The sequence below is a fragment of the Streptomyces sp. NBC_01264 genome (genome assembly GCF_026340675.1).
GTDB lineage: Bacteria > Actinomycetota > Actinomycetes > Streptomycetales > Streptomycetaceae > Streptomyces.
Genome location: NZ_JAPEOX010000001.1, coordinates 384,108 through 407,879 on the forward strand (window position 1 = coordinate 384,108; position 23,772 = coordinate 407,879).

The 23,772-nt window shown below is 72.6% G+C and carries 17 protein-coding genes and 3 pseudogenes; 10 read left to right on the forward strand and 10 right to left on the reverse strand.

Annotated features, from left to right (window positions below; genetic code table 11):
- Nucleotides 1-13: 13 nt before the first annotated feature.
- From OG435_RS01765 to OG435_RS50325, 5 genes and pseudogenes are all read left to right on the forward strand, one after another.
- Complete coding sequence (locus tag OG435_RS01765) at nucleotides 14-1,615, forward strand: GMC family oxidoreductase (RefSeq protein WP_266874909.1); 1,602 nt, start codon at nucleotides 14-16, stop codon at nucleotides 1,613-1,615.
- Complete coding sequence (locus OG435_RS01770) at nucleotides 1,612-2,685, forward strand: quaternary amine ABC transporter ATP-binding protein (RefSeq protein ID WP_266874910.1); 1,074 nt, start codon at nucleotides 1,612-1,614, stop codon at nucleotides 2,683-2,685. Before OG435_RS01765 ends, OG435_RS01770 begins: the two co-directional genes overlap by 4 nt.
- Before the next feature lie 52 nt (nucleotides 2,686-2,737).
- Nucleotides 2,738-4,807: an ABC transporter permease subunit gene (locus OG435_RS01775; protein WP_266874911.1), complete on the forward strand. Its 2,070-nt coding sequence runs from the start codon at nucleotides 2,738-2,740 to the stop codon at nucleotides 4,805-4,807.
- Nucleotide 4,808: 1 nt separating this feature from the next.
- Nucleotides 4,809-5,798, forward strand: a complete 990-nt coding sequence (locus OG435_RS01780; protein WP_430625558.1) for an ABC transporter substrate-binding protein — start codon at nucleotides 4,809-4,811, stop codon at nucleotides 5,796-5,798.
- Between the two features lie 806 nt (nucleotides 5,799-6,604).
- Nucleotides 6,605-7,024: pseudogene (locus tag OG435_RS50325) on the forward strand (barstar family protein); the annotation flags it as partial.
- A 12-nt stretch (nucleotides 7,025-7,036) separates the two neighbouring features.
- Here OG435_RS50325 and OG435_RS01785 read toward each other — a convergent pair.
- The gene (locus OG435_RS01785; protein WP_430625740.1) at nucleotides 7,037-7,666 is read right to left on the reverse strand and encodes a response regulator; all 630 of its coding nucleotides are present in this window, start codon (nucleotides 7,664-7,666) and stop codon (nucleotides 7,037-7,039) included.
- 50 nt (nucleotides 7,667-7,716) lie between these two features.
- Nucleotides 7,717-8,925 carry a sensor histidine kinase gene (locus tag OG435_RS01790; protein ID WP_266874913.1) on the reverse strand — a complete coding sequence of 403 codons (1,209 nt, stop codon included), beginning with the start codon at nucleotides 8,923-8,925 and terminating at the stop codon, nucleotides 7,717-7,719.
- Between OG435_RS01790 and OG435_RS50330 the strand changes: the two genes are divergently transcribed.
- The gene (locus tag OG435_RS50330) at nucleotides 8,822-9,148 is read left to right on the forward strand and encodes an AarF/UbiB family protein (protein ID WP_353962769.1); all 327 of its coding nucleotides are present in this window, start codon (nucleotides 8,822-8,824) and stop codon (nucleotides 9,146-9,148) included. The two genes, OG435_RS01790 and OG435_RS50330, sit on opposite strands and share 104 nt — an antisense overlap.
- Before the next feature lie 2 nt (nucleotides 9,149-9,150).
- Nucleotides 9,151-9,468 (forward strand): annotated as a pseudogene (locus OG435_RS50660) (AarF/UbiB family protein); the annotation flags it as partial.
- Between the two features lie 366 nt (nucleotides 9,469-9,834).
- Here OG435_RS50660 and OG435_RS50665 read toward each other — a convergent pair.
- The 6 genes from OG435_RS50665 to OG435_RS01820 form a co-directional block, all read right to left on the reverse strand.
- On the reverse strand, nucleotides 9,835-13,155 hold the full coding sequence (locus OG435_RS50665) for a hypothetical protein (protein WP_430625559.1): 3,321 nt from the start codon (nucleotides 13,153-13,155) through the stop codon (nucleotides 9,835-9,837).
- Nucleotides 13,156-15,006: an HSP90 family protein gene (locus OG435_RS01800; protein ID WP_266874915.1), complete on the reverse strand. Its 1,851-nt coding sequence runs from the start codon at nucleotides 15,004-15,006 to the stop codon at nucleotides 13,156-13,158.
- Nucleotides 15,007-15,286: 280 nt separating this feature from the next.
- Entirely contained in the window at nucleotides 15,287-16,264 is a 978-nt protein-coding gene (locus OG435_RS01805) for a hypothetical protein (protein ID WP_266874916.1), read from the reverse strand.
- A 127-nt stretch (nucleotides 16,265-16,391) separates the two neighbouring features.
- On the reverse strand, nucleotides 16,392-17,501 hold the full coding sequence (locus tag OG435_RS01810; protein WP_266874917.1) for a hypothetical protein: 1,110 nt from the start codon (nucleotides 17,499-17,501) through the stop codon (nucleotides 16,392-16,394).
- 303 nt (nucleotides 17,502-17,804) lie between these two features.
- The gene (locus OG435_RS01815) at nucleotides 17,805-18,074 is read right to left on the reverse strand and encodes a hypothetical protein (RefSeq protein WP_266874918.1); all 270 of its coding nucleotides are present in this window, start codon (nucleotides 18,072-18,074) and stop codon (nucleotides 17,805-17,807) included.
- Nucleotides 18,074-18,310 (reverse strand): hypothetical protein, encoded by a 237-nt coding sequence (locus OG435_RS01820; protein WP_266874919.1) that lies wholly within the window; start codon nucleotides 18,308-18,310, stop codon nucleotides 18,074-18,076. Before OG435_RS01820 ends, OG435_RS01815 begins: the two co-directional genes overlap by 1 nt.
- Before the next feature lie 133 nt (nucleotides 18,311-18,443).
- Here OG435_RS01820 and OG435_RS01825 point away from each other — a divergent pair, with 133 nt between their 5' ends.
- Nucleotides 18,444-18,836 carry a DUF4232 domain-containing protein gene (locus tag OG435_RS01825; protein ID WP_266874920.1) on the forward strand — a complete coding sequence of 131 codons (393 nt, stop codon included), beginning with the start codon at nucleotides 18,444-18,446 and terminating at the stop codon, nucleotides 18,834-18,836.
- Between the two features lie 33 nt (nucleotides 18,837-18,869).
- Here OG435_RS01825 and OG435_RS01830 read toward each other — a convergent pair whose 3' ends face one another.
- A complete protein-coding gene (locus OG435_RS01830; RefSeq protein ID WP_266874921.1) occupies nucleotides 18,870-19,703 on the reverse strand; it encodes a DUF1206 domain-containing protein in 834 nt (277 codons plus the stop codon).
- Nucleotides 19,704-19,783: 80 nt separating this feature from the next.
- On the opposite strand from OG435_RS01830, the gene OG435_RS01835 reads away from it, so the two are divergent.
- Both OG435_RS01835 and OG435_RS01840 read left to right on the forward strand, forming a co-directional pair.
- Nucleotides 19,784-20,887 carry an AI-2E family transporter gene (locus OG435_RS01835; protein ID WP_266874922.1) on the forward strand — a complete coding sequence of 368 codons (1,104 nt, stop codon included), beginning with the start codon at nucleotides 19,784-19,786 and terminating at the stop codon, nucleotides 20,885-20,887.
- A gap of 102 nt (nucleotides 20,888-20,989) precedes the next feature.
- Nucleotides 20,990-22,504 (forward strand): annotated as a pseudogene (locus tag OG435_RS01840) (BCCT family transporter).
- Here the strand turns inward: OG435_RS01840 and OG435_RS01845 are convergent.
- Nucleotides 22,469-23,680, reverse strand: coding sequence for a PucR family transcriptional regulator (locus OG435_RS01845; RefSeq protein WP_266874923.1), 1,212 nt, complete (start codon nucleotides 23,678-23,680; stop codon nucleotides 22,469-22,471). The pseudogene OG435_RS01840 and the gene OG435_RS01845 sit on opposite strands and share 36 nt — an antisense overlap.
- Nucleotides 23,681-23,772: the final 92 nt, after the last annotated feature.

Genomic DNA, 23,772 nt, shown 5'->3' on the forward strand with positions numbered 1-23,772 from the left:
GGAGGAGCAGAGCATGACCACCCCCAAGCACAGCCCCAAGCACAGCCCCAAGCACACTCCCGCGCACAGCCCCGCCCACTCCCCCACGGAGCAGGAGTACGACTACGTCGTCGTCGGCGGCGGCACCGCCGGCTCGGTGATCGCCTCCCGTCTCACGGAGGACCCGGATGTCACCGTCGCCGTCATCGAGGGCGGCCCCAGTGACGTCGACCGCCCCGAGGTGCTCACCCTGCGCCGCTGGATGGGCCTGCTCGGCGGCGAGCTCGACTACGACTACCCCACCACCGAGCAGCCCCGCGGCAATTCGCACATCCGCCACAGCCGCGCCCGCGTCCTCGGCGGCTGCTCCTCGCACAACACCCTGATCGCCTTCAAGCCGCTCCCGTCCGACTGGGACGAGTGGGCGCGGTCGGGGGCCGAGGGCTGGCACGCGGCCGCCATGGAGCCGTACTTCGACAGGCTCCTCAACAACATCGTCCCGGTCGCCGAGAAGGACCGCAACGCCATCGCGCGCGACTTCGTCGATTCCGCGCAGAGCGCCTTGGGCGTCCCGCGCGTCGAGGGCTTCAACCGCAAGCCCTTCCACGAGGGCGCCGGCTTCTTCGACCTCGCCTATCACCCCGAGGACAACAAGCGCTCCTCCGCGTCGGTGGCCTACCTCCACCCCGTCATGGACGAACGCCCCAACCTCCGGATCCTCCTGGAGACCTGGGCCCTGCGCCTGGAACTCGACGGCACCCGTGCGCGCGGAGTCCGCGTACGCGCCTCGGACGGTACGGAGTCCCTGGTCACCGCCCGCCGCGAGGTGCTGGTGTGCGCCGGCGCCGTGGACACCCCGCGACTGCTGCTGCACTCGGGCATCGGCCCGCGCGCGGACCTGGAAGCCCTCGGCATCCCGCCGGTGCACGACCTGCCCGGAGTCGGGGAGAACCTGCTCGACCACCCCGAGTCGGTGATCGTCTGGGAGACCGACGGCCCGATACCGGAGAACTCCGCGATGGACAGCGACGCGGGGCTGTTCGTCCGGCGCGATCCCGACTCCGCGGGGCCCGACCTGATGTTCCACTTCTACCAGGTCCCCTTCACCGACAACCCCGAGCGCATCGGCTACGAACGCCCTGCCCACGGCGTGTCGATGACCCCCAACATCCCCAAGCCGCGCAGCCGCGGCCGCCTCTACCTGACGAGCGCGGACCCCGAGGTGAAACCAGCCCTGGACTTCCGCTACTTCACGGACGAGGACGACTACGACGGCCGGACCCTGGTGGACGGCATCAAGCTCGCCCGGCAGATCGCCGCGACCCAGCCCCTGGCCGGCTGGCTCAAGCGAGAGGTCTGCCCCGGCCCGGAGATCACCGGCGACGAGGAGCTGAGCGCCTACGCCCGGTCCGTCGCGCACACCGTCTACCACCCGGCCGGCACCTGCCGGATGGGCGCCGACGACGACCCCGGGGCCGTCGTGGGCCCGGACCTGAAGATCCGCGGGCTCGAAGGCATTCGCATCGCGGACGCCTCCGTCTTCCCGACGATGCCCGCGGTCAACCCGATGATCGGAGTGCTCATGGTCGGCGAGAAGGCAGCCGAACTGCTGTCCCGGGAAGGCGGTACCCGATGAACACCACCACCCCCGCCGAGACCCCCGTCTTCTCCGTGGACGGCCTCTGGAAGGTCTTCGGGCCCGACAAGGCCGCCGCGAAGGTCCCCGGCTCCGCCGACGCCGATCTGTCCGCCACCGAACTGCGCGAGCGCACCGGGTGCACCGCGGCCGTCCGCGACGTCACCTTCGACGTCCGCAAGGGCGAGGTCTTCGTCGTGATGGGCCTGTCCGGCTCCGGCAAGTCCACCCTCGTTCGCTGCCTCACCCGACTCATCGAACCCACCGCCGGAAGCCTGTCCATCGACGGCGAGGACGTCCTCGCCATGGACGCCACCCAGCTGCGCGCCCTGCGCCGCCACCGCACGGCCATGGTCTTCCAGCACTTCGGCCTGCTCCCGCACCGCACCGTCCTCGACAACGTGGCGTACGGACTGGAGATCCAGGGCGTCGGACGCGGTGACCGCCGACGCAAGGCCGGCGAACTCGTCGCCAAGGTCGGCCTCGAAGGACTGGAGGACCGGCGCCCCGGCCAGCTCTCGGGCGGCCAGCAGCAGCGCGTCGGTCTCGCCCGCGCCCTCGCCGCCGACCCCGAAGTGCTCCTGTTCGACGAGCCGTTCAGCGCACTCGACCCCCTCATCCGCCGCGAGATGCAGGAGGAGGTCGCCCGGCTCCACCACGAAGAGGGCCGCACCATGGTCTTCATCACCCACGACCTCGCCGAGGCCCTGCGCCTGGGCGACCGGATCGCGCTGATGCGCGACGGCCGCATCGTGCAGCTCGGCACGCCCGAGGAGATCGTGGGCTCGCCGGCCGACGCGTACGTACGGGACTTCGTCCGCGACGTCCCCCGGGAACAGGTGCTCACCGTCCGCACCGCGATGCGCCCCGCCACTGCCGGCGAGGCCGAGCAGGGACCCGCGCTCCACCCCGCCACCACCGTGGTCGAGGCCATCCAGGCCGTGGCCCGCAGCGGTGGCCCGGCCCGCGTCGTCGACCGCGGCCGCTGCCTGGGCGTCGTGGACGACGCGGGGCTGCTCGCCGTCGTGGCCGGGCTCCCGGCCACCGCCGGACGGGGGGTGGCGGCATGACCTGCCCGGCCCGCCCCACGGCCCCCGTCCCCGATGCCCGGAGGTGGTGCGCATGACCGCGACCCCGACCCCGACCCATACCCCGCCCGGCAACCGCACCGCCGCCCCTTCGGAAGCCCCGCAGTCCTCCGAACGGCCCGCCGGACCGCGTCCTTCCGGCACCGGGTCCGCTCCTCAGGACCACCCCCGCGGGCCCCTGGCCGCCCTCGCCGCGCGCCGCGGAGCCCTCCTTCCGATGGGCCTCGCCGTCGCCCTGCTGATCCCGCTCGCCCTGGCCTTCCCGGGCGCCGGCAGCTGGCCCGCGGCCCTGGCGGTCGACCTGTCCGGCCCGCTCGGCCGCGCCGGTGACTGGATCATCGACCACCGCGACAGCCACCCGCTGTTCCTCTACTTCTTCGGCCACGTCAGCAACGCCGTCGTGGTGTCCGTCCGCGTCGTGTACGTGCTCCTGCTCGCCGCCGGCTGGACCGGGGTCACCGCCCTGGCCACCCTGGTCGCCTGGCGCCTCGCCGGCATCCGGCTCGCCCTGACCTGCGCCGCCGCCTTCGCCGCCTGCGGACTGCTCGGCATGTGGGTGCCGACCATGCAGACCCTCGCGCTGATGGTCGTCGCCGTCGCCGCCTCCGTCGTACTCGGCGCCCTGCTGGGCCTCGCCGCGGGGCTCTCCCCGCGCGCCGACCGCGTCCTGCGCCCCGTACTCGACACCATGCAGATCCTGCCCGCCTTCGCGTACCTGCTGCCGATGGTGCTGGTCTTCGGCATCGGCGTGCCCGCCGCCGTCCTCGCCACCGTCGTCTACGCCGCCCCGCCCATGGCCCGGCTCACCGCCCTCGGCCTGCGCGACGCCGACCCGGGCGTCCTGGAGGCCGCGGCCTCGCTCGGCGCCACCGGACGCCAACGCCTGCTGACCGCCCGGCTCCCGCTCGCGCGCCTGCAGCTCCTGCTCGGTGTCAACCAGGCCATCATGACGGGCCTGTCCATGGCCGTCATCGCCTCCGTGATCGGCGCGGGCGGCCTCGGCGACCGCGTCTACCAGGCCCTCGCCTCCGTGGACGTCGGCGCCGCCCTGACCGCCGGCATCCCGATCGTGCTGCTCGCCGTGGTGCTGGACCGCACCGCCGACGCCGCGGGCCGCCGGATCGGCGCCGATCCCGTGCGCGCCCACGAACAGCACCTGCTCCGCCGGGGGTTCTCCGGCTGGTCCGGCCGCCTGCTCGTCCTCCTCGCGGCGGTCGCCGCCGCCGTCGCCGGCCGCATCGCCGGCAGCTCCCTGTGGCCCGGGTCCTGGACCGTGTCCCTGGCCGATCCGGTGAACTCGGCCGTCGCCTGGATGACCGACCACCTCTACTCCGGCGTACCCGTGGTCGGCGGCACCGCCGACTGGGCCGCGCGCTTCACCGGCTGGGTCCTCGACCCGCTGCGCGGCGGGCTCCAGGCCGCTCCCTGGTGGCTGCTCCTGCTGGCGGCCTGCGCGCTCGCCCTGCTCGCGGGCACCTGGCGCACCGCGCTCACCGCGGTACTCGCCCTGGGCGCCGTCGGCGTGCTCGGCGTGTGGGAAGCCTCCCTGGACACGCTCGCCCAGGTCCTGGCCGCCGTGGCGGTCACGCTCGTACTGGGCTTCGCGATCGCCGTCGGAGCCGCCCGCAGTGCCCGCGCCGAACGACTGCTGCGGCCCGTCCTCGACGTGTGCCAGACCCTGCCGCAGTTCGTCTACCTCATCCCCGTGGTCGCGCTGTTCGGGGTCGGTCGCGCACCGGCCGCCGCGGCCGCCGTGGTCTACGCGCTCCCGGCCGTCGTCCGGATCACCGTCCAGGGCCTGCGGGAGGTGGACGCGACCGTCGTGGAATCCGCCCGCTCGCTCGGAGCCACCCGCTCACAGCTACTGCGTCAGGTCCAACTGCCTCTGGCCCGGCCCGCGTTGCTGCTGGCTGTCAATCAGGCCGTGGTACTGGTCCTCGCCGTCGTCATCATCGGCGGCCTGGTCGGCGGCGGCGCGCTCGGCTACGACGTCGTCCTCGGCCTCGCTCAGGGCGACCTGGCCACCGGCCTGGTCGCCGGCGCCGCGATCGTCTGCCTCGGCCTGCTCCTCGACCGCATCACCCAGCCCGTCAAGGAGGCCTGACATGCGCCACGCACACCACCGGGGCCGCAGCCTCGACCGCCGGCGCGCCGCGGCCGTACTCGCCGCCGCGACCGGACTCGCCGTCCTCACCGGCTGCGGGGCCGCCGACATGACCCGCCAGTCCTCCCCGTACGCCGCCGCACAGGGAACGAAGACCGTCACCCTCTCCGTCCAGTCGTGGGTCGGCGCCCAGGCGAACACCGCCGTCGCCTCCTACCTCCTCGAGCACGAGCTGGGCTACCGGGTGGACACGGTCCAGGTCGACGAGGTCCCCGCCTGGGACGCCCTCAGCCAGGGTCGCGTCGACGCGATCCTGGAGGACTGGGGCCACCCCGAGCAGGAGAAGCGGTACGTGGAGGACAAGCGGACCATCACCCCCGGCGGGGATCTGGGAGTGACGGGCCACATCGGCTGGTTCGTCCCCACGTACTTCGCCGAGGCCCATCCCGACGTCACCGACTGGAAGAACCTCGACGAGTACGCCGACCAGCTGCGCACCCCCGAGAGCCGCGGGAAGGGCCAGCTGATGGACGGCTCCCCGTCCTACATCACGAACGACAAGGCACTGGTGAAGAACCTGGGCCTGGACTTTGAAGTGGTCTTCGCCGGCTCCGAGGCGGCCCAGATCACCCAGATCAAGCAGTTCGCCAAGGAGCACAAGCCCTTCCTGACGTACTGGTACGAGCCGCAGTGGCTCTTCGAGCGTGTCCCGATGACCGAGGTGAAGCTCCCCGAGTACACCGAGGGCTGCGCGGACGATCCGCAGAAGGTGGCCTGCGCCTACCCCGACACACCGCTGCAGAAGTACCTGAACACGCGCTTCGCGGAGTCGGACGGAAAGGCGGCCGGATTCCTGAAGAAGTTCCGCTGGAGCAAGGAGCAGCAGAACGAGGTGTCCCTGATGATCGCCGAGGAGAAGCTGTCGCCGCAGCAGGCGGCGAAGAAGTGGGTGGAGCGCAACGAGAAGGTGTGGCAGCCCTGGGTGGAGTGACCGGCCCGCCCCGCCCGCTCCGGCAGCGCCTCACGCTCCGCCCGGTCCGCCGCCGGCCGGCGGGGAGCGTCATTGCGGGCACGCGATATTCGGAGGGCTTCGGCGTCAGCGAACCGTAGGGTTGGCGCGCCAAGACAGTCCGGTAACGATGGAGAAGCGTGCGGTCCGAGGAACACGTGGGGTGGGAGCGGGACTTCCCGGTCCGGTATCTGCTGGTGCGGGAGGACACCGACGGTGAGGAGGAGGGCGTGCTGTGGGGGCGGTGCGCCGAGGTCGAGGGCCTGTTCACGGACCCGCCTCCGCTGCCGCGAGAGGTCCTGACGCTGCGCGGCTGCGCGCGCGAGAGCCCGCTGGTCCGGGCCGTGGCGGACAGCGCCGAACCGGTGCGGCTGCTGGGCGACGGACTGCTCTCGATCGAGCCCGTGGATCCCTCGAACGGCGGGCCGGCCCGCTACTGGGACCTGGAGGACACGACTGTCCTGGCCCAATGGCCCACGCCGGGCGATCCCGGGCGCGTGGACATCGTCGTGGGCACCGGCGTCAGGGAGGACGACTGCTGGGGCGGCAAGCGGCCTCCTTCGAGTCCGCGGTTCGACCTGTGGTTCCCCTCGATCCCGGGGGACGACCTATCGGACGTTTGCCGTTCCATTGGCGGCCTGCTCACCCTGCGCCCCCGGCGACCCACCCCGCCCGTGCACCTGATCGGCTGCGAACCCGCCGCACCGCTTCTGGCCCTGCTGTGCCGTCCCCTTCCGAAGGGGGGCGACCGGATCACGCTCTGGCGCCTCGACCACCACGGCCGGACCATGGCCGGGTACCGCCTCGGCCCGGACACCGTCGAGGCACGCCCATCCGTCCTCGGCGGAGCCCTGATCGACGTCACCGTCACCGACCCCGGTGACGACCGCCCCACCCTGGCCGCCCGCGCGGTCTGGGAAATCTGGTCCGACGGTGTTCCCACGCGGCCCGACCAGTGGGCACGGTTCGGCGCCGAGGGCCGGACCGAGTGGCTGGCCCTCACCCACGTCGGCCCGTACGGGCTGCGGGGCCTCTCCGGCGGGACGTACCACTTGGACGGACAGCACGTCACCGACAGGAGCGGCTTGCTCCTGGCGCTCGGCGAAGCCCTGCTCGGCCCCGGCACCAACTACGGCAGGTGTCTGGACTCGGTGGAGGACTGCCTGTGCGGCGGGCCCTCCGTCGTCCCCCCGTTCACCCTCGTCTGGCACCACGCCGAGTTACGGGCCGTCCGGGCCGGGCGGGTTGGTGCGGGCGGTGACCAGGCCGGACTCGTAGGCGGCGATGACGAGCTGGGGCCGGTCCCGCGCCTGGAGCTTGGCCATGATCCGCGAGACGTGCTTCTTCGCGGTGAGGGGGCTGAGGTCGAGGCGTTCACCGATCTCGGTGTTGTTCATGCCCCGGCCGATGAGGGTGAGGACTTCGCGTTCCCGCCCGGAGAGCAGCTCCGTTACGGGGCCGGTCGGCGGTGCGGGCGGGGTGCTGAGGACTTGGGCGATGAGGCGGGAGGTCGCGCTCGGGGACAGGAGGGATTCCCCGGCGGAAACGGTTCGCATGGCGGCGAGGAGGTCGGCCGGAAGCGTGTCCTTGACGACGAAGCCGGCGGCGCCGGCGCGCAGGGCTTCGACGATGTTCTCGTCCGATTCGTAGGTGGTCAGGACGAGGATCTTCAGGCCGGTGAGGTGTTCGTCGGCCGCGATGAGGCGGGTGGCTTCGATGCCGTCCATCTCGGGCATGCGGATGTCCATGACGATGAGGTCGGCGGGTACGGTGCGGGCGGCGTCGACCGTTTCCTGGCCGGTGCCGGCCTCGGCGACCACTTCCATGTCCGCGGCCGATGTGACGAGCATGGCGAACGCTCCTCTGACCAGGTGCTGGTCGTCGGCCAGGATGACGCGGATCACGGGCGGTCCTCTCGTGCGGTGGCGGGGTGTGAGGTCAGGGGAAGGACGGCGTGCACGGCGAAGCCGCCGACGGAGCGGGGGCCTGCGGTCAGGGAGCCGCCGACGCTGCGGGCGCGCTCTTCCATGCCGATGAGGCCGAAGCGGGAGCCGGTGGTGCCGGCGGAGGGCCGGCCGTTGTCGGTGATGGTCAGGTACAGGCTCCCGTCGCGGGAGGTGAGGGTGATGTCCGCGCGGGCTTCGGGTCCGCCGTGCCGGGAGGTGTTGGTGAGGGCTTCCTGTGTGATGCGGTAGACGGCCGCCTGGACGGCCGGACGGATCCGAGCGCCTTCGGTGTGCCGGGTCAGGCGGGCGTCGGCCTGGCGGGCGAGTGCGGGCAGGGCGGCGATGTCCGGCAGCGGGCCCTCGCGCTGGGCGCTCTCTCCGTGGCGGAGGACCTCGAGGGTGGTGCGGACTTCGGCGCGTGCGGTGCGGCAGGTGTCGGCGATGTTGTCGAGGGCCTCGGCGATGGCGGCCCGGTCGAGCTGGTCGGGGGCCACGTTGAGGACGTGTGAGGCCACCGAGGTCTGGACGCCGATCAGGGTGATGGAGTGCGCGAGGAGGTCGTGCAGGTCGCGGGCGATGCGCAGGCGTTCCTCGGCGACCCGGCGGGCGGCGACCTCCTCCTGGGTGCGCTCGGCGCGCTCGGCGCGCTGGCGGTAGGCGCGGACGTAGACGCCGGCCATGCACACGGCCGCGATCCAGCCGGAGATCCGCAGGGTTGCCAGGGCGCCGCCGGCGTCCGAGATCCAGTTCGCGCCGACGGTCCCGGCGATGACGACGGCTCCGGCGATCAGGGCCCGTCGGGGCGGGCCGGTGACGGCGACGGTGTACAGCAGGGTCATCGAGCTGAGGGTGGGGGCCACGTGGTTGTAGCCCAGGGCGTGGTAGACACCGATGAACACCACCATGGCCACCAGCGCGGGCATGGTGTGGGTCCGGCGGAACGCGACGGTCGCCGTCCCCAGCACCAGCAGCACCCACCCGAGCGCGTCGAGGGGCTTTCCCTCGTGGTCGAGTACGGCGAACCCGGCGGCCAGCGCCATCAGGACGAGGGCCAGTACCGTGTCGCGGCGGCCGGCGTGTGGGACGGCGGGGTCCTGGTGGACGGCAGCGGTCGCCCAGGTCCACTGCGCCACGCTGCCCGACGGCCGCCGCGTCGTCGTCAAGATCCAGCGCCCCGGCATCGTCCGCAAGGTCGAACAGGACCTCGACATCGTCCGACGCGTTGCCCGCAGCCTTGACCGCCACTACGCCTGGGCCAGGGGCCATCAACTCCACCGCCCTCGCGGACGGCTTCGCCGAGGCCCTCACCGAGGAACTCGACTTCCGGATCGAGGCCCGCAACCTGAACGCGGTCCGGGGCCGCCGCCGGCGACCAGGCCCTGCTGACCCTGCCCGAGGTGCACGGCGAGCTCTCCACCGCCCGCGTCCTCGTCCTCGAACACCTCGACGGCATCTCCCCGGGCCGTGCCCGCAGCGCTCTCACCGACCGTGAAGTCGATGGCGATGCCCTGGCCCGGACCCTGCTGACCGCTCTGCTGCGGCAGGTCATGGTCGACGGCGTCTTTCACGCCGACCCGCACCCCGGCAACATCATGCTGATGCCCGACAACAGCCTGGCCCTCATCGACTTCGGCTCCGTCGGCCGCCTCGACACCCAGCTCCAGGGCTCCCTCCAACGCCTCCTGCTCGCCATCGACCAACGCGACCCCGCAGCCCTCCGCGACGCCTTCCTCGACGTCATGGACCGCTCCGACACCATCGACGGCGAGGCACTGGAACGGTCCCTCGGGCGCTTCATGGCCCGCCACCTCGGCCCCGGCCTCACCCCCGACGTCGAAATGTTCACCGACCTCTTCCGCATCGTCACCGCCCACGGCGTCGCCGTCCCGGGCGAAGTCGCCGCCGTCTTCCGCGCCCTGGCCACCCTCGAAGGGACCCTCGCCCACCTCGCCCCCGGCTTCGACATCGTCAACGAGTCCCGCGCCTTCGCGGCAGAGGAGATCGGCGAGCGGCTCCGCCCCGACAGCCTCCGTCAGACCCTGTCCGACGAGTTCACCGCGCTGCTACCCGTCCTACGGCGCATCCCCCGGCGAGCCGACCGCATCACCGCGGACATGGAGAGGGGGAAGCTCACCCTCAACGTCCGGCTGTTCTCCCACAAGGACGACGAGCAGGCCGTCGGCCGCCTCCTCCAACAGGCCCTGACGACCGTCCTCGCCGCCACCACGGGCATCATGTCCGCGCTCCTCCTGGCCAGCACCGGCGGACCCGCCGTGTCCGACACCCTCCGCCTCTACGAAGTCCTCGGATACAACCTCCTCGTCCTCAGCCTGGTCCTCATGCTCCGCGTCATGTTCAACAGCGCCCGACGCCGAACCTGAACGCCCCAACACGCCGTCCCGGCCGGCCCGCGGGGGCCGTGACCGGGACGGGCCCGACCCCTGAAGAGGTTCGTCGTCAGGTACGGCGGCGCAGGTAGTCCTGGCGGAGGGCTTCCAAGATCTCGGCGGCCTCCGGGTGACCGGCGTCGCGGCAGCGGGCAGCGGCGGTGGTGAGCCGGGCCGTCGCCTGCTGGACGAAGCCGAGGCCCTTGCGCCGATCAGGGCGGCCATACGGACCGCTTCGGCGCGCGGCACCTCGCCTTCCTCTCCGCCCTCCTCGTGGGCCGCGATGGCGGCCTCCGCCTCGGGCAGGGCCTCCTCGAAACGCTCGGTCTCCGCCAGCACACAGGCCCGGCGGTAGTGCACGGCGCCGCGCTCGTACCAGTGGGTGAAGTCCTCGGCGTCCTGCGGTACCGCGGCGCGTACGGCGTCCGCCCGCGCGAGGTGCGCCAGCGCCGCCTCCAGGCCTTCGGCCTCCTGCGCCTGGACCGTGAGGCGTGCGAACTGGCACATCATGCTGACGATCAGCGACGGATTCGGCCCCTCCGCGTGCGCGGCGACCGCCCGCTCGTAGGCGGTGTGCGCGGCCTCCCACCGGTCGGCCACGGCCAGTGTGACGGCAGCCTCCGCCGCCACCAGCGTCTGGACCAGCCGGTCGTCCTCCCACGCGGCGACGGTGTCGGCCAGGCGCAGGAACTCCTCCGCCGCGGGCAGGTACTCGCCGAGATCCCGCAGCCCGCGGGCCAGGGACAGGCGGGCCTGAGCGAAGGCGCGTTCGTTGTCCGGGGACTGGGCATCGTCCGCCAGCAGGGATTCCAGGACGGCGACCGCGTCCTCCGGCCGGCCACCCCGCCCCAGCACGTCCGCGAGCTGGAGGCGTACGCCGATGGCTTCGACGGGCTCCCCGTCCTGGTCGAACAGCGCGGCGGCCTCGGAGAGATGCCGTACGGCGGCGACCAGGTCCCCGGTGTGCGAGGCCGCGTGCCCCAGCAGGGAGTACACGGGGGCCTGTGCGAAGTCCGTGTCGTCGTACCGGGCCGCGTCGGCGAGTGCCCGGTGCAGGAGCTCCGCCGCTTCCTCCGGTTCGCCCTTGGCGAGGAGGAACTGCGCGAGCAGGGCCCGGGGGCGTGAACCGCGCCAGGGCCGCGCCGAGGCGTCCACGGCGTCCAGGGCCGCGCGCAGCAGTTCCTCGGCGGCTTCCGTGTCCCCTCCCCGGCCGGCCAGGTCCGCGGTGAGCTGCAGGGCGTTGGCCACGTGGTGCGGCGCGGAGAGCCGCTCCGCCTCGGCGCGCAGCGTACGGGCCCGCTCCTGGAACCGCTCCGCCGCGGTCCCCTCGGTCTCCGGAAGGTCCCGCAGCGCGTCCTGGTAGGCGGCGAAGGCGGCGGCGTACCGTAGGGCGAGGTACTCCGGCTCGGTCTCCGCCGTCAGGGGCGCACTGGTCCGCAGGCGCTCCGCCTCGGCCAGGACCGCGTCGAGGGCCGCGCGGTTCGCTTCGCGGTCGGCGTCCTCGGGGGCGGTCGGCCAGGCCAGTGCACGGGAGCGCGCGTTGACGGCGTGCCAGGGCATCCCCAGGCCCTCGTACAGCGCGGCTGCCCGCTTCAGCTCGGTGGCGCTCTCCTCGTCGCGGTCCTCCCGGGTGAGCCTGTAGGCACGCTGGTCGGCGAGCTCCGCCGCCAGGAGGTCCTGCGGGCCGAGCTCCTCGTCGTGGGCGACGCCGCCGTCGGCCAGGCGTTCTTCGATGCGGTCCCAGAGCCGGTTCTCCCCGGGGTGTCCGGCGGCGGCCAGCCGGCGTGCTTCACGGACCAGGGTGGCCAGGTCCTGGGAGAGGTCCGCTCCGGCGGTGGGCGTCACGGCGAGGGCCTGCGCCCCGGCAGCGGGCGCCGGCGCGGACGCGGCGGGGCGCGTGGCCTTCGTGCGCAGGCCGAGCGGCAGCGGTTCGTCGAGGAGCGGGCGCTGCGCGAGACGGGTGCGCCGCCGGTCCCCGACGGTGCCGGTGGCGTTGCGCGCGTCGAACGCGGCCGCGAGGCGGTCGGCTTCGGTGCGGGTGTGGGCCAGGAGCGTGCCGGCCGTCCAGTCGCGTCCGGGCGGCCCCGCGACGACGGTGCCGGCGTGTCCGTCCTCGACGAGGCGGGTGAGCAGCACCCCGGCTCCGGTGAGGAACTCGAGGTGCGCCAGGGGCGCGCCGGTGGCTTCGAACAGCGGGCGGTTCTCGGCGAGGATCTCCAGTCCCCGGCCCTCGTTGCGGGAGAGCGCGCAGAACTCCAGGTGGAGGCCCACGGCGTCCTGGGTTCCGGTGTTCCCCCGGACCTGGCGGTAGCCGCTGAGGTGGTGGGAACGTGCCTCGTCGGCCCGGCCCGCGCGCAGCAGCGGCAGGAGCGCGCGCGCCCGGCTCAGCTGCGGTTCCTCGGTGCAGCCCGTGTCGCCGCCGAGGACGGGACCCCAGGTCTCCAGGGCCCTCGCGTCATCGCCCGACGCCACCTGGTACTCGGCGAGGTGCCGGATCTCGCAGGCCTCGCAGTCGCTCAGGTCGGTACGTGTGCGGGTGGCCCAGAGGTCGTAGGCGTCGGCGCGGCCCGTGCCGGTGTGGTGCGCGACGTGGTAGCGCATCGCCGCGACCGGCTGCATGCCGTGGCCGGCGGCCGTGTAGCGGTCGCGCATCGTGTCGATCCAGCCGTTGACCGCGGCCAGCGGTACGTCCGGTACCTGCAGCAGGGAGGTGGCCACCCACTTGAAGCGCCAGAAGACCTGATGGGACTCCCACGGGCTGAAGGTGTCGGGGACGGTGTCCAACAGCTTGAGCAGCCGGGCGAAGACGACGGGTGACTTGCGGTGCTCGCCGGTGAACTCGTACGAGCTCATCAGCTCCAGCAGGGCCGTGACGAGGGTGCCGGGCTCGTCGAGGAGCTCGGCCGCGTCGACGATCTCCTCGGCGGTGACGGTGCGGTGCAGGCCGTGCGGGCGGTCATGGTTCTCGCGGAGCGCCTCGACCACGGCCTCGGGAGTGTCCAGCATCTACAGTTCCTTCCGGGGCTCGGAGCCGGGTGCGGTGGTACCGCTGTGGTGCATGGCGTGGGTGAGCAGGCCGATGAAGGCCCGGTTCAGCAGGGCGCTCTCACTGGCCCGGAGCGGGCGGCGGCTGAGCAGCAGCGCCTGACCGTAGAGGGCTTCGGCCGTCGTGACGGCGAGACCGCGCTCGGCGATCGTGATGGCCTGGCGCACCAACGGGTTCAGGTGGTTCAGGACGAGCTGGGCCCGCGGGGTCTCGCTGCGCAGGGACCCGAGGATGTCGGCCCACACGCCGTCGCTGTCCGCGGCCAGGCTCGACCTGGTCCGCTCGTGCCGGGCCTCGCGGTTGTCGAGGAACAGGGCGGAGGCCGTGACCGGCTGGAAGTCGCGCAGGACGACGTCGCAGTCGTGAACGGCGACGGTTTCCCGGGCGATCGCGAGGAACGCCGCCGCGCGCAGTTCGGCGGACCGGTCGACGTCGTCGAGATGGGCGGTGACCGTGGCCGGGTCCAGGTCTGTGACGGACGTCCCCGGCCGGATCTCCGGGAGCCGGAGCACGAGGTCCCGGTCGTACGTGTAGCCGCCGTTGACGACGCCGAGGCCGGCGGCCGCGGCGATGGGCGCGACCTGGCGGAACTCCTCGACGCTGCGCGTGATCAGGAGTGCCGGGTGGGTCCGCGCGAACTCCTCCAGCGTGACGTTGCCGTCGGTGGTTTCGAACGGCAGCCACGGCAGCACGATGCGCAGCAGCTCGTCGTCGTAGCGGGCCAGTGCCTTCACCGCGAGGTGGTGCGTTTCGATGAAGCGGTGCAGGAGGGAGGGGTCGCTGGCGGCGAGGCCGGTGAGCCAGTCGCGGATCCGGTCGCCCAGGGCGTCCCGTACGGCGGACAGGGTGCCGTCCTCGTACAGGGCCTCCCGCGAGGCGGTCGGGCGCAGGCTCGTGGTGTCGACGACACAGCGGACGAAGAACGCCCATTCCGGGAGGAGTTCGGGCGCCTGGTCCGTGAGCAGCATGCCCTTGAGGTGGACGCGGTGGCCGGCCCGCTGGGCCGGGCTCATGGCCGTGGGCAGGACGTACGCGACGCCGCGCAGCCCGGCGGCCGGCAGGTCGAGCTCGATGGTGTCGAGGGGCGTGAAGCCGAACAGGGTCCGGCAGTACGCGGTCATGGCTTCGCGGCGGGCCAGCGGGGAGCGGTGGGTCTGCTCCCAGGGGGGTGTCTCGTTGACCTGGTCGGTCTCGCCGCGCGGGCCCTCGACGGTGACTTCGTGCCGCAGGAGGCCGCCGTAGTGCCGGGCCAGTTCGGCGACCTTCCGCGGACTGGTCCACTCGGCGTTGTCGGCGCGCGGGGTGAGGCGCACGGTGGTGCCCGGTTCCGGCACGGCCGAGGCGGGCAGGGTGCGGATGGTGTAGCGGCCGTCGGAGTGGCCGGTCCATTCGACGGCGGGCGCCGCGGGGTCGGCCGCCGAGCGGCTGAGCACGGTGATCTCGTCGGCGACCACGAAGCAGGCGAGCAAGCCGATGCCGAACTGGCCGATGAAGTCCCCGCGGGCGGCGTCGAGCCCGGCGCCGTCCAGGGTCCGCTTGGAGCTGCGGCCGATGGTCGCGAGGAACCGGTGGACGTCGGCTTCGGTCAGGCCGATGCCGGTGTCCGTGACGGTGAGGGTCGCGCCGGTGCGCACCGTGATGGTGGCGGGTGACCCGGGTTCCAGGGCCTGGCGTGCGGTGATGGCGTCCACGGCGTTCTGCAGCAGCTCGCGCAGGTAGACGCGGGGGCTGGAGTAGAGGTGGTGGGAGAGCAGGTCGACCAGGCCGCGCAGGTCGACCTGGAAGGTGTGGGAGGTCTCGGATTCGGGCACCTTGCGGGCTCTTTCGGTGGGTCCGCCCGACGCCGTGGGCGGCGCGGACGGAGGCGGAGGGAGGCGTGTGCGGGCTACGGCGCACCGGGAGCGCCGTGCCGGAGCGGCCCGGGCGGGTGGAGCCCCCAGGGGGCGGTCCACCGACAGGCCGTGCGCTGCGCTGCCGCGGGCCGGGAGCGCGGCGGCCGGACCGGGCTCCGGTCCGGAGGCGACCGCGGCGACCGCTGCTCACGGTGGCCCGTGGCGGGTCGGCGGCCGCCGGGGTCGGCGGCCGGCGGAGTCAGCGACCGGTCGAAGCCCGCTGCTTGCGGTAGGCCGCGGCGGGGTCGGAGCCGTTGACGTAGTACCAGGGGAACTCGGTGACGCGGCCCCGGGTCGCCTCGAAGCATTCCCGTGCCGCCGCGCGGTCCCCCGCGAGGGAGAACGCCATGGCGAAGGTGTTCAGCAGTTGGGCCGCCCCGGCGCGACGCACGAAGTCCGGGTGCCGGAACGAGTGGTCGGCCGCCTCGTGCAGGGACGCGGCGACGTCCGGTCGGCGCATGTACGCGTCGTCCGGACCGGAGTCGAGGGAGAGCCACTGTTCGATGTGCGCGATGGCGACGAGCTGGCCCAGTTGTGTGCCGGCGGGGGCGCCGAACGCGGAGTCCCGGGCGAAGGCGTGCGCCTCCTCGTGCGAGCCTCCCCACTTCTCGCAGACCTGCTGCAACTGCTGCTGGTGCGCTCCCAGGTGGTGCGGATCGCGGCGCACGGCCGCCTCGAAGCGGCGGCGCGCGACGGTCGCCCCGACCTCTAGACCGCGGCCGGTGAGCTGGAGGCCGTACCAGGGGGAGGTCCACAGCGGTTCGCGTTCGGCCGCCTCGTAGAGCCACTCCTCGGCGCTCCGCAGTCGCGTGTGGAACACCTCGAACTGCTCGCGCGAGACGTTCGACGCCCTGGCGCCGGTCCGTGCCTCCCAGCCCCAGCTGATGTGGCGGACGCCCGCCACGAGCCTGGCCAGCGACGCGTCGGGGTCTGCTTCGAGGACCGGGACGATCCACCGCTCCACACCCGCCGTGTCGCCGGCCGCCCAGAGCAGTTCGGTCCGGTCCTCGCTCTCGGGACGCGCTTCGAGCACCTCGCGCACGCCGGTCCAGTCGCGGGCCGCGGCGGCCTCGCGCACCCGTCGCACGTCCGGATCGCCGGAGTCCTCCTGGACCCGCGCGGGAGGCCTGCCGCCCCACTTCCCCAGTGCGAGCCCCCACTGACGGAGCACCGCCATCTCCCCACCCCTTGCCTTGCCATGTCCTCGTGGGAAGGCGAGGAGCGCCTTCCGTGAGACAGGTGATGACCACGCGCGCCCGAGAGTCGCACGTTTGTTTCTGCGAAGATCCCGCACCCTGCCGGGCCTAACGCGCCATCCCGTGACCCTGAACCGTCGAGGTGGGCCGCGCCCTGGACAGCTTCACGGCCCTGCCACGGGCCGTTTCGAAGGCCATGACCGGGTTCCCCGCCTTGCGCCAGGGTTCGGCTCCGCACCACGGCCCGATCAGGCGGAACTGCTCCAGGGCAGGGCCGTACATCATCGACTGGAGCATGTAGTGCGCCAACAGATGACGCAGGAGCGGCAGTCGCTCGTCGTCGGGCGCCACCTGCTCGAAGGAAGCGGCGGTCCGCTTCAGCAGGCCCCTCGTCACGGGGGTGACCGGCACCGAGACGGCGGAGGACCGGGCGGAGAGTTCGCTCAGCGCGTGCAGGTAGATCCCGGCGAGCGGGCTGCCGGCCGGGGCCTTGCGGACCGCCTGGCGCGCGAACCGCATCATCCGCCGGTTGCTGCCGAACCACTTGGCGCACCAGTACTGGAGGGCCTGCCAATGCCCCTCGTAGTGGTGGGGCGCACGGGCGACGAGCCCCTCCCAGAGGGGCTTGAACTGTGCGTGGCCGTACTGGGCTCCGCGTGCCGCGGTGACCATGACGACCCAGGGCCCCGGGTCGGCGGGGTCGAGCAGGGCGGCCTGGCGGGCCTCCTCGATCGCGGCCGGGAGCATGGCGCGGAAGCGCTGCATGTCCGAGGCCTGGACCTCGTTGACGAAGCCACTGCCCCGGATCGCCCAGGCCCGGTGGACCGTGAGGCTCGCGTGCAGGGTGGCCGCGTCACAGCTGCCCGGCTCGGCGGCGCGCCAGGTGTCGAGCCAGGCGCTGTCCGTCCCGGCGACGTGCTGCAGCAGTTCCAGCCGGTCCCAGCGGGCGTCCCAGTCGTCACCCGCCTCCCGGACGTACCGGGCGGCGGGCTTCCAGTCGCCCTGCCACGCGGCATCGGCGACGGCCTGTCGCTCCCGCGCGCGGTGCTCCGGGGCCCGAGGGCCGGGGCGCTCGCTGTCGAGCGCCTCGCGGGGCGGAAGACCGTAGGAGGACGCCTCGAAGTTCTTTTCGATCCAGCGGTCGGCGCCGCCGAGGACGGTGGAGCGGAGGAGGACGACGAGAAGCACGACGAGTGCGACGGCGAGAAAGATGGTCACGGCGGGATCATCGCCGAAGTGATCACGCTCCGCAATAGTCTGGGCCAACGATAAGCCGAGGTCAGCGGGGTATGAAAGCCTCCCCCAGACACCGCACGGCCGGCCGGGAGGGAGCCGGGGCGCGCTCCCCGCGCGCGGCCTGGCGGCCCAATTCGCCGCGCGGCGGGGGCTTTTCAGCCCGGCTGCAACACCTTCCCGAGGTCGCGCGGGATCGCGGTGCGCGAAGGCCTGGCCGGACTCCGCGCGGGCCCACTCCCCCGGCCACTGCGAAGCCACGGCTCCGGACCTGTCGGGTTCGCGGGATCAGACCTCGATGTATGCCACGACCACCACGGTGCGCAGTGCGGTGACGAAGTACAGGACGCGGACGGCTTCGACCTCGTCGGTGTACTGGCGAAGCTGGGGGCCGGTGGTGTCGCCGGGGATCGGTTCGCCGATGCCCGGGTCGACGGAAATGACGACCAGGGCACGGTCCAGGGCGTGGATCTCCGCCTCTCGGGTGATGCTCTCCAGCTGCTTGGCGGCGGCGTCGGAGAAGGCGATCCGGGCCCGGCGGCGGCCGTGTCCCGGCATCAGGCGACGGCCGGGCGCTGGGCGGCGAGACGGGCCAGGTGGGCCTCGCGCAGCTCCTCCCAGGGCGTGCACCGCTCCGGGTCGGGAAGACCGTTGGTGGCGACGTCCTCCAGGACCGCGGCGAACTGGTCGGCCTGGGCGCGGGTCCTGGCCGCGTAAGCGCGCACCGCGTCGGCGGCCGCGGGCGCGAGTGGCTGCCGGGTGGCGGTGTCGGCGGGGGCCGGCTGTTCGCTCATCGAGGGCTCCATGGGCCGAACGGGCAAGTCCGACCACGGTATCGCCGGGCGCGCGGGCCCGGGACCACTCCGGGCAAAGCCGAAGCGTGCCGGTCCCGCCCCTGGGTGGTGACAGGCGTCCGGGACCCGCACCATGTGGGAGGCATCGGGAGTCGACAGCACCAACACCAGCGAGAAGCCGTGCAGGGTCTACCGCTACCCCCTCGTCCAGATCGCCGCCTGGCAGCGCCTGGCCACCGAGATCAAGGACGGTGCCCCGATACCCGGGACGCCGTACGAGACCGTCGCGCCGGGTGAGCAGCTGTACGCCGCCCTGTTCCATGGCGGCCCCATGGACGCGCTCCAGCCGGAGATGGAGAGGACGATCACCGTCCAGCTCCAGGACACCGGGCACGTGAGCAAGAAGGGCGAGCCGATCACGATCGACTTCCCCGGCACAACCTATGTGTACGACAGCGACTCTTCCCAGGTCACCCGCTGGATGACCGCTCCGGAGCCGGCTCTGCGCTTCATCGAGACACCCTGACGGTCCGGCCGTCCGTGCGCCCCGCCCGCATGGTCAGACCTTGCGCCAGCAGGCCATGGCCCAGGAGAACACCCCGAACAGCACGAGCCCGGCGGCGACCACCACGAGGAGCCACGGGCCCGCAGGGGTCTGGGTGAACGTGCGGAGGGTGCCGTCCATCCCCTTCGCCTTCGCCGGGTCGTAGCTCATGGCCGCGTGCACGGCGAAGGCTCCGGCCGCGGCGAAGACGGTGCCGCGCGCCAGACCGCCCGCGACCCCGAGGATCTCGACCGTGGTGCGGACCTGCTCGGGCTGTCGCCCCATCGCCAGGTGCTTGCGGAAGGTGCGCCGCGCCGCCTGTACCGCGATCACGACCCCGCCGATGGCGATCGCCACGCCCGCTGTCCCGACCCACCACGGCCCGCCCGGCACATCGAGCACCCGGGCCGTCACATCGCGCGACTGCTCGTCGCCGGACCGGCCTTCGCCACCGGTTCCGGCGGCGAAGGAGAGTACGGAGAACGCGACGACCCCGTAGAACACGGCCCGGGCCAAAGAGGCCAGTCGCTTGCCGGGCTTGTCCCCGTCGGGGCCGGCCGCACCCAGTGCCGCCTCCGAGAGCCGCCACAGCGTCATGCAGACCAGACCTATGCCGACGGCCCATACGAGGACGCCGCCGAAGGGCTTCTCCGCGAGCTCCTGCAGTGCGCCCGTCCGGTCCGCCTGCCCGCCGCCGCTCACACCGAAGGCGACGCGCACCGCGAGTACGCCGATGAGCACGTACAGCAGCCCGCGCGTCACCAGGCCGCACCGGGCCAGTACGCCCCGCGCCTTGCCGCCGCTCGAAGCGGTCTCCACACCCTCGCGTACCGCTCCGCCAGCTGTCATGCCCCGCGAATACCCTGCATTCCCCGCTCCATGCCCGGCCACCGGGGCCTCGGCATGCGGGGGTTCCATAGGGTGAGCCCATGTCTGACACGCTGAGTTCGAGAAGGACGGCGTCCGCGCTACGGGCGTCCGCGCGGGTTTCCGCCGAGTTGCTGCTGGTCTTCGTGATGGCTGCCGCGATGTTGTGGCTCCTGGGCCGGATGTGGTCGGTGGTCTGGCCACTGGTCGTGGCCCTGTTGCTCACCACGCTCACGTGGCCCCTGGTCGCCTTCCTGCGGCGGCGCGGGTGGCCTCCCGCCGTGGCCGCGTCGCTGGTGACCGTACTGTTCCTCGTGGTGGCCGCAGGTGTCGTGGCGCTGATCGCGGTGCCGGTGGCGTCGCAGGCCGGCGAGCTGGGTGACGGAGTGGTCAAGGGGATCCAGCAGCTGCGCGGGTGGGCTGCCGGCCCGCCGCTGAACATCGGCGATGCCCAGATCACGGCGGCGTTCGACACTGCGGTCGACCGGGTCCAGCACAGCGTCGGCGCCACGGTGTCCACGGTCGTCACCGGCGTGAGCACCGTCTTCAGCGGTCTGATCACCGCCGTCCTGGCACTCTTCCTGATGTTCTTCTTCCTCAAGGACGGCCCGCGGTTCCTGCCGTGGCTCACCCGGCAGCTCCCCGGTCGGCTCGCCACAGACGTCCCCGTGGTCGCCGAGCGCGGCTGGGAGACCCTCGGATCGTTCGTGCGCTCCCAGGCGTTCGTCGGTCTGCTCGACGCCGTCTTCATCGGGCTGGGGCTGTGGATCGTCGGCGTTCCCCTGGTGTTGCCGCTGGCGGTGCTGACCTTCGTCTCCGCGTTCGTTCCGATCGTGGGTGCCCTGTTCGCCGGCCTGGTCGCGGTGCTGATCGCGCTGGTCTCCAACGGTCTGACGGACGCGCTGATCGTGCTGGTGATCATCGTCGTGGTGCAGCAGCTGGAGGGCAACGTCTTCCAGCCGATGATCCAGAGTCGCGGTCTCGGACTCCACGCGGCGGTGATCCTGCTGGCGGTGACCCTGGGAGGCAGTCTGGCCGGAGTGGTCGGCAGCCTGCTGGCGGTTCCCGTCGCGGCGCTGCTCGCGGTGGTGTGGAAGTACCTGCGCGAGCAGCTCGTCGAACCCCCGGCCGCCGCCCCGGAGACCGACCCGGTCCCCGCCGGCTGACGGACGGGCCTGGGGCCTGGCGGCCCGATATCGGCTTGAATGGGAACAACATGACGTTTCATCACGACATGCGGTTCCCATCTCTCGGCGAAGGGGGCTTCGTTGGCTTCCGATCAACGTTCCCGCACGGACAGGGTGGTCTTCGGGGTCACCGCGCCTCACGCTCGCCTTCGTCCTGTGGGGCGCAGTGGCGACGGACTCGCTGGAGAGCGTGTCGAGCAGCCTGCTCGAAGGGCTCATCCACAACGGTGGCTGGGCCACCACTCTGTTCCACTGGACGCTCCACCCGTGGGCGATCTACGCGGTCGTCGGCCTCGCCATCGCCTACATCACGTTCCGCCGCGACCGCCGCCAGACGATCAGCGCGGTGTTCGAGCCGCTCATCGGCGCCCGGCACGCGCACGGCGGCATCGGCCGCGTCATCGACATCGTGGCGATCTTCGCCACACTCTTCGGCTCCGCGGCCTCGCTGGGCCTCGGGGCCCTCCAGATCGGCAGCGGCTTCCGTGAGCTGGGCTGGATGGAATCGGTCAGCACCGCGCTCCTCGTCGCCGTCATCGCCGTCCTGACCGTCGCCCTCGTCGCCTCCGCGGTCTCCGGCGTGGAGCGAGGCATCCAGTGGCTGTCGAACATCAACATGGTGCTGGCCCTGCTGCTCGTCGTGTTCGTGTTCATCGCCGGGCCGACCATCATCGTGCTCGACCTCCTGCCCACCTCCCTCGGCGCCTACCTCGGCGACCTGCCCCAGCTCATCGGCCGCACCGAGGCGACCGGCGCCGGTGAGGTCGCCGAATGGCTGGGCAGCTGGACGGTCTTCTACTGGGCCTGGTGGATCTCCTGGACCCCGTTCGTCGGCATGTTCATCGCCCGGATCAGCCGTGGACGCACCATCGGCAGTTCATCGGCGGCGTCATCCTCGTACCGAGCACGGTCAGCCTGCTGTGGTTCGCCGTCTTCGGCGGCACTGCCATGAAGCTCCGGGAGAGCGGCGGCCTCGGCAAGGAGAGCACCCCCGAGGGACAGCTCTTCGGGCTGCTCCAGCAGTTCCCCCTCGCCACCGCGATGAGCCTGCTGGTCATGGTCCTCGTGGCCATCTTCTTCGTCTCGGGCGCCGACGCCGCCTCCATCGTGATGGGCACGCTCTCGCAGAAGGGCGTCCTGGAACCGGCCAAGCCGGTGGTCGTCTTCTGGGGCGTGGTCACCGGCGCCGTCGCGGCCGTGATGCTGCTCATCGGCAACGGCAAGGGCGACGCGCTCGCCGGACTGCAGAACCTGACGATCCTCGTGGCGGCGCCGTTCACCCTGGTCATGATCGGGATGTGCGTGGCACTCGTACGGGACCTGCGTCAGGACCCGCTCATCATCCAGGGGGAACAGGGCGAGGAAGCCGTCGCCGTCGCGGTCGCCGCGGGCCACGAGGAGTACGGCGGCGACTTCGAGATCCGCATCGGCCCGGCCGGCGACCCGGAAACCGGCACCGCACCACCGCCTGCGGCGCCTTCGCCTCCGGACCAGCAGGACACCCGGTTGGCGCGCGGACCAGGCGGCCGGGTTCCGGGCGCACGCGGGCGGGCGTTCGGGTCATTCCGCGTAGTCGTTGCCCTGGAGGTGGAGTGAGCGCAGGGCCGCCTCGAGCGTGAAGCGGTGTTCCGGGTCCGTGATGCGGTCGCCCAGGTGTGCGTCCAGGTTGCGCAGGCGGTAGCGGACCGTCTGCGCGTGGACTCCGAGCAGCTCGGCCACCTGATCGGCGGGGCCCCGCGTGGAGATGTGGACGCGCAGCGTCTCGACCAGGCGCCCGCGCCTGGAGCCCGTGAGGCCGCTGAGCGGGGCCAGTTCGCGGGCCGCGATGCGGGTGACGAGCGCGGGGTCGGACAGGAGCCACAGTGTGGTCAGGTGGTCTTCGCAGTGCACGAGCGGCTGGTCGGGCACGATCCCGTCGTCGATGAGCTGCAGTACTCTCCTGGCCCACCGGATGGAGTCGGCGGCCTGCGGCGGAGGCACGGTCAGGCCTATGACGGCCGGCGCGCCCGCCAGGGCGGATTCGAGCATCGCCCGCCGCTCGGGGGTGAGCGGTCCGGGGATCAGCAGGTGTGGCTGGGGCATCCCGAGGTCGGCGAGGACGTCCCGGTCGAGGCACGTCCGTATGCGGTCGGGCGCCGGGGCCCGTAAGGCCACCAGCGTGCACTGGTCCGGGAGTTCCCAGGACGCCTGCTCGCACAGCTCGGCGATGGTCGCCTGCGGCAGGGGGGACCCGACGAGGATGAGGTGGAGCAGTTGCCTCCGTAACGCCGACACCTCGGAGGCCGCACGGGCCTGGACCTCCGCGTACCCTTCGCGCGCGATCGCCTCCAGCTCGTCGACGTACGCGAAGAGCGCGTCGGCGAAGGCGAGGATCAGGGAGGGCGACAGCTTGTACCGGCGGCCGAGGGTCTTGGCCCGGCGCAGTGCGATGCGCGCGCCGAGCCGGTAGGCCCCCTGGAGGGTGTCGAGGTCGCGGCCCTCGTACGCCTCGACCCGGCCGAACTTGCGCAGCAGCTCGTCGCGCAGGACCGAGCTCGTGTCGGGGTCCGCGACACGGTCCACGAACGTGGCCAGCGCCTGTTCGACGCCCTGGCGGATGGCGTCCGCGTTGGGGCCGTTGAGGAGGCGGGCGTACACCGGATAGGCGCGCTCCACCTCGACGCGGATCTCCTTGATGAGGCCCGGAACCTCGGGCCTCATCAAGGCGGCGAACTCCTTGGGGAGCGGGTCGAGCGGTTCACCGAGGTCCGGCGATGGTGCGGCTGAGGGCATGACGGACCCCTTGCTCTCCTGCGCGCCCGGTGGGGCGTGGCGTGGCAGTGCCCTGTCTGACCGGGAGGGCTCGGGCACCGCCGTAAGGTGCG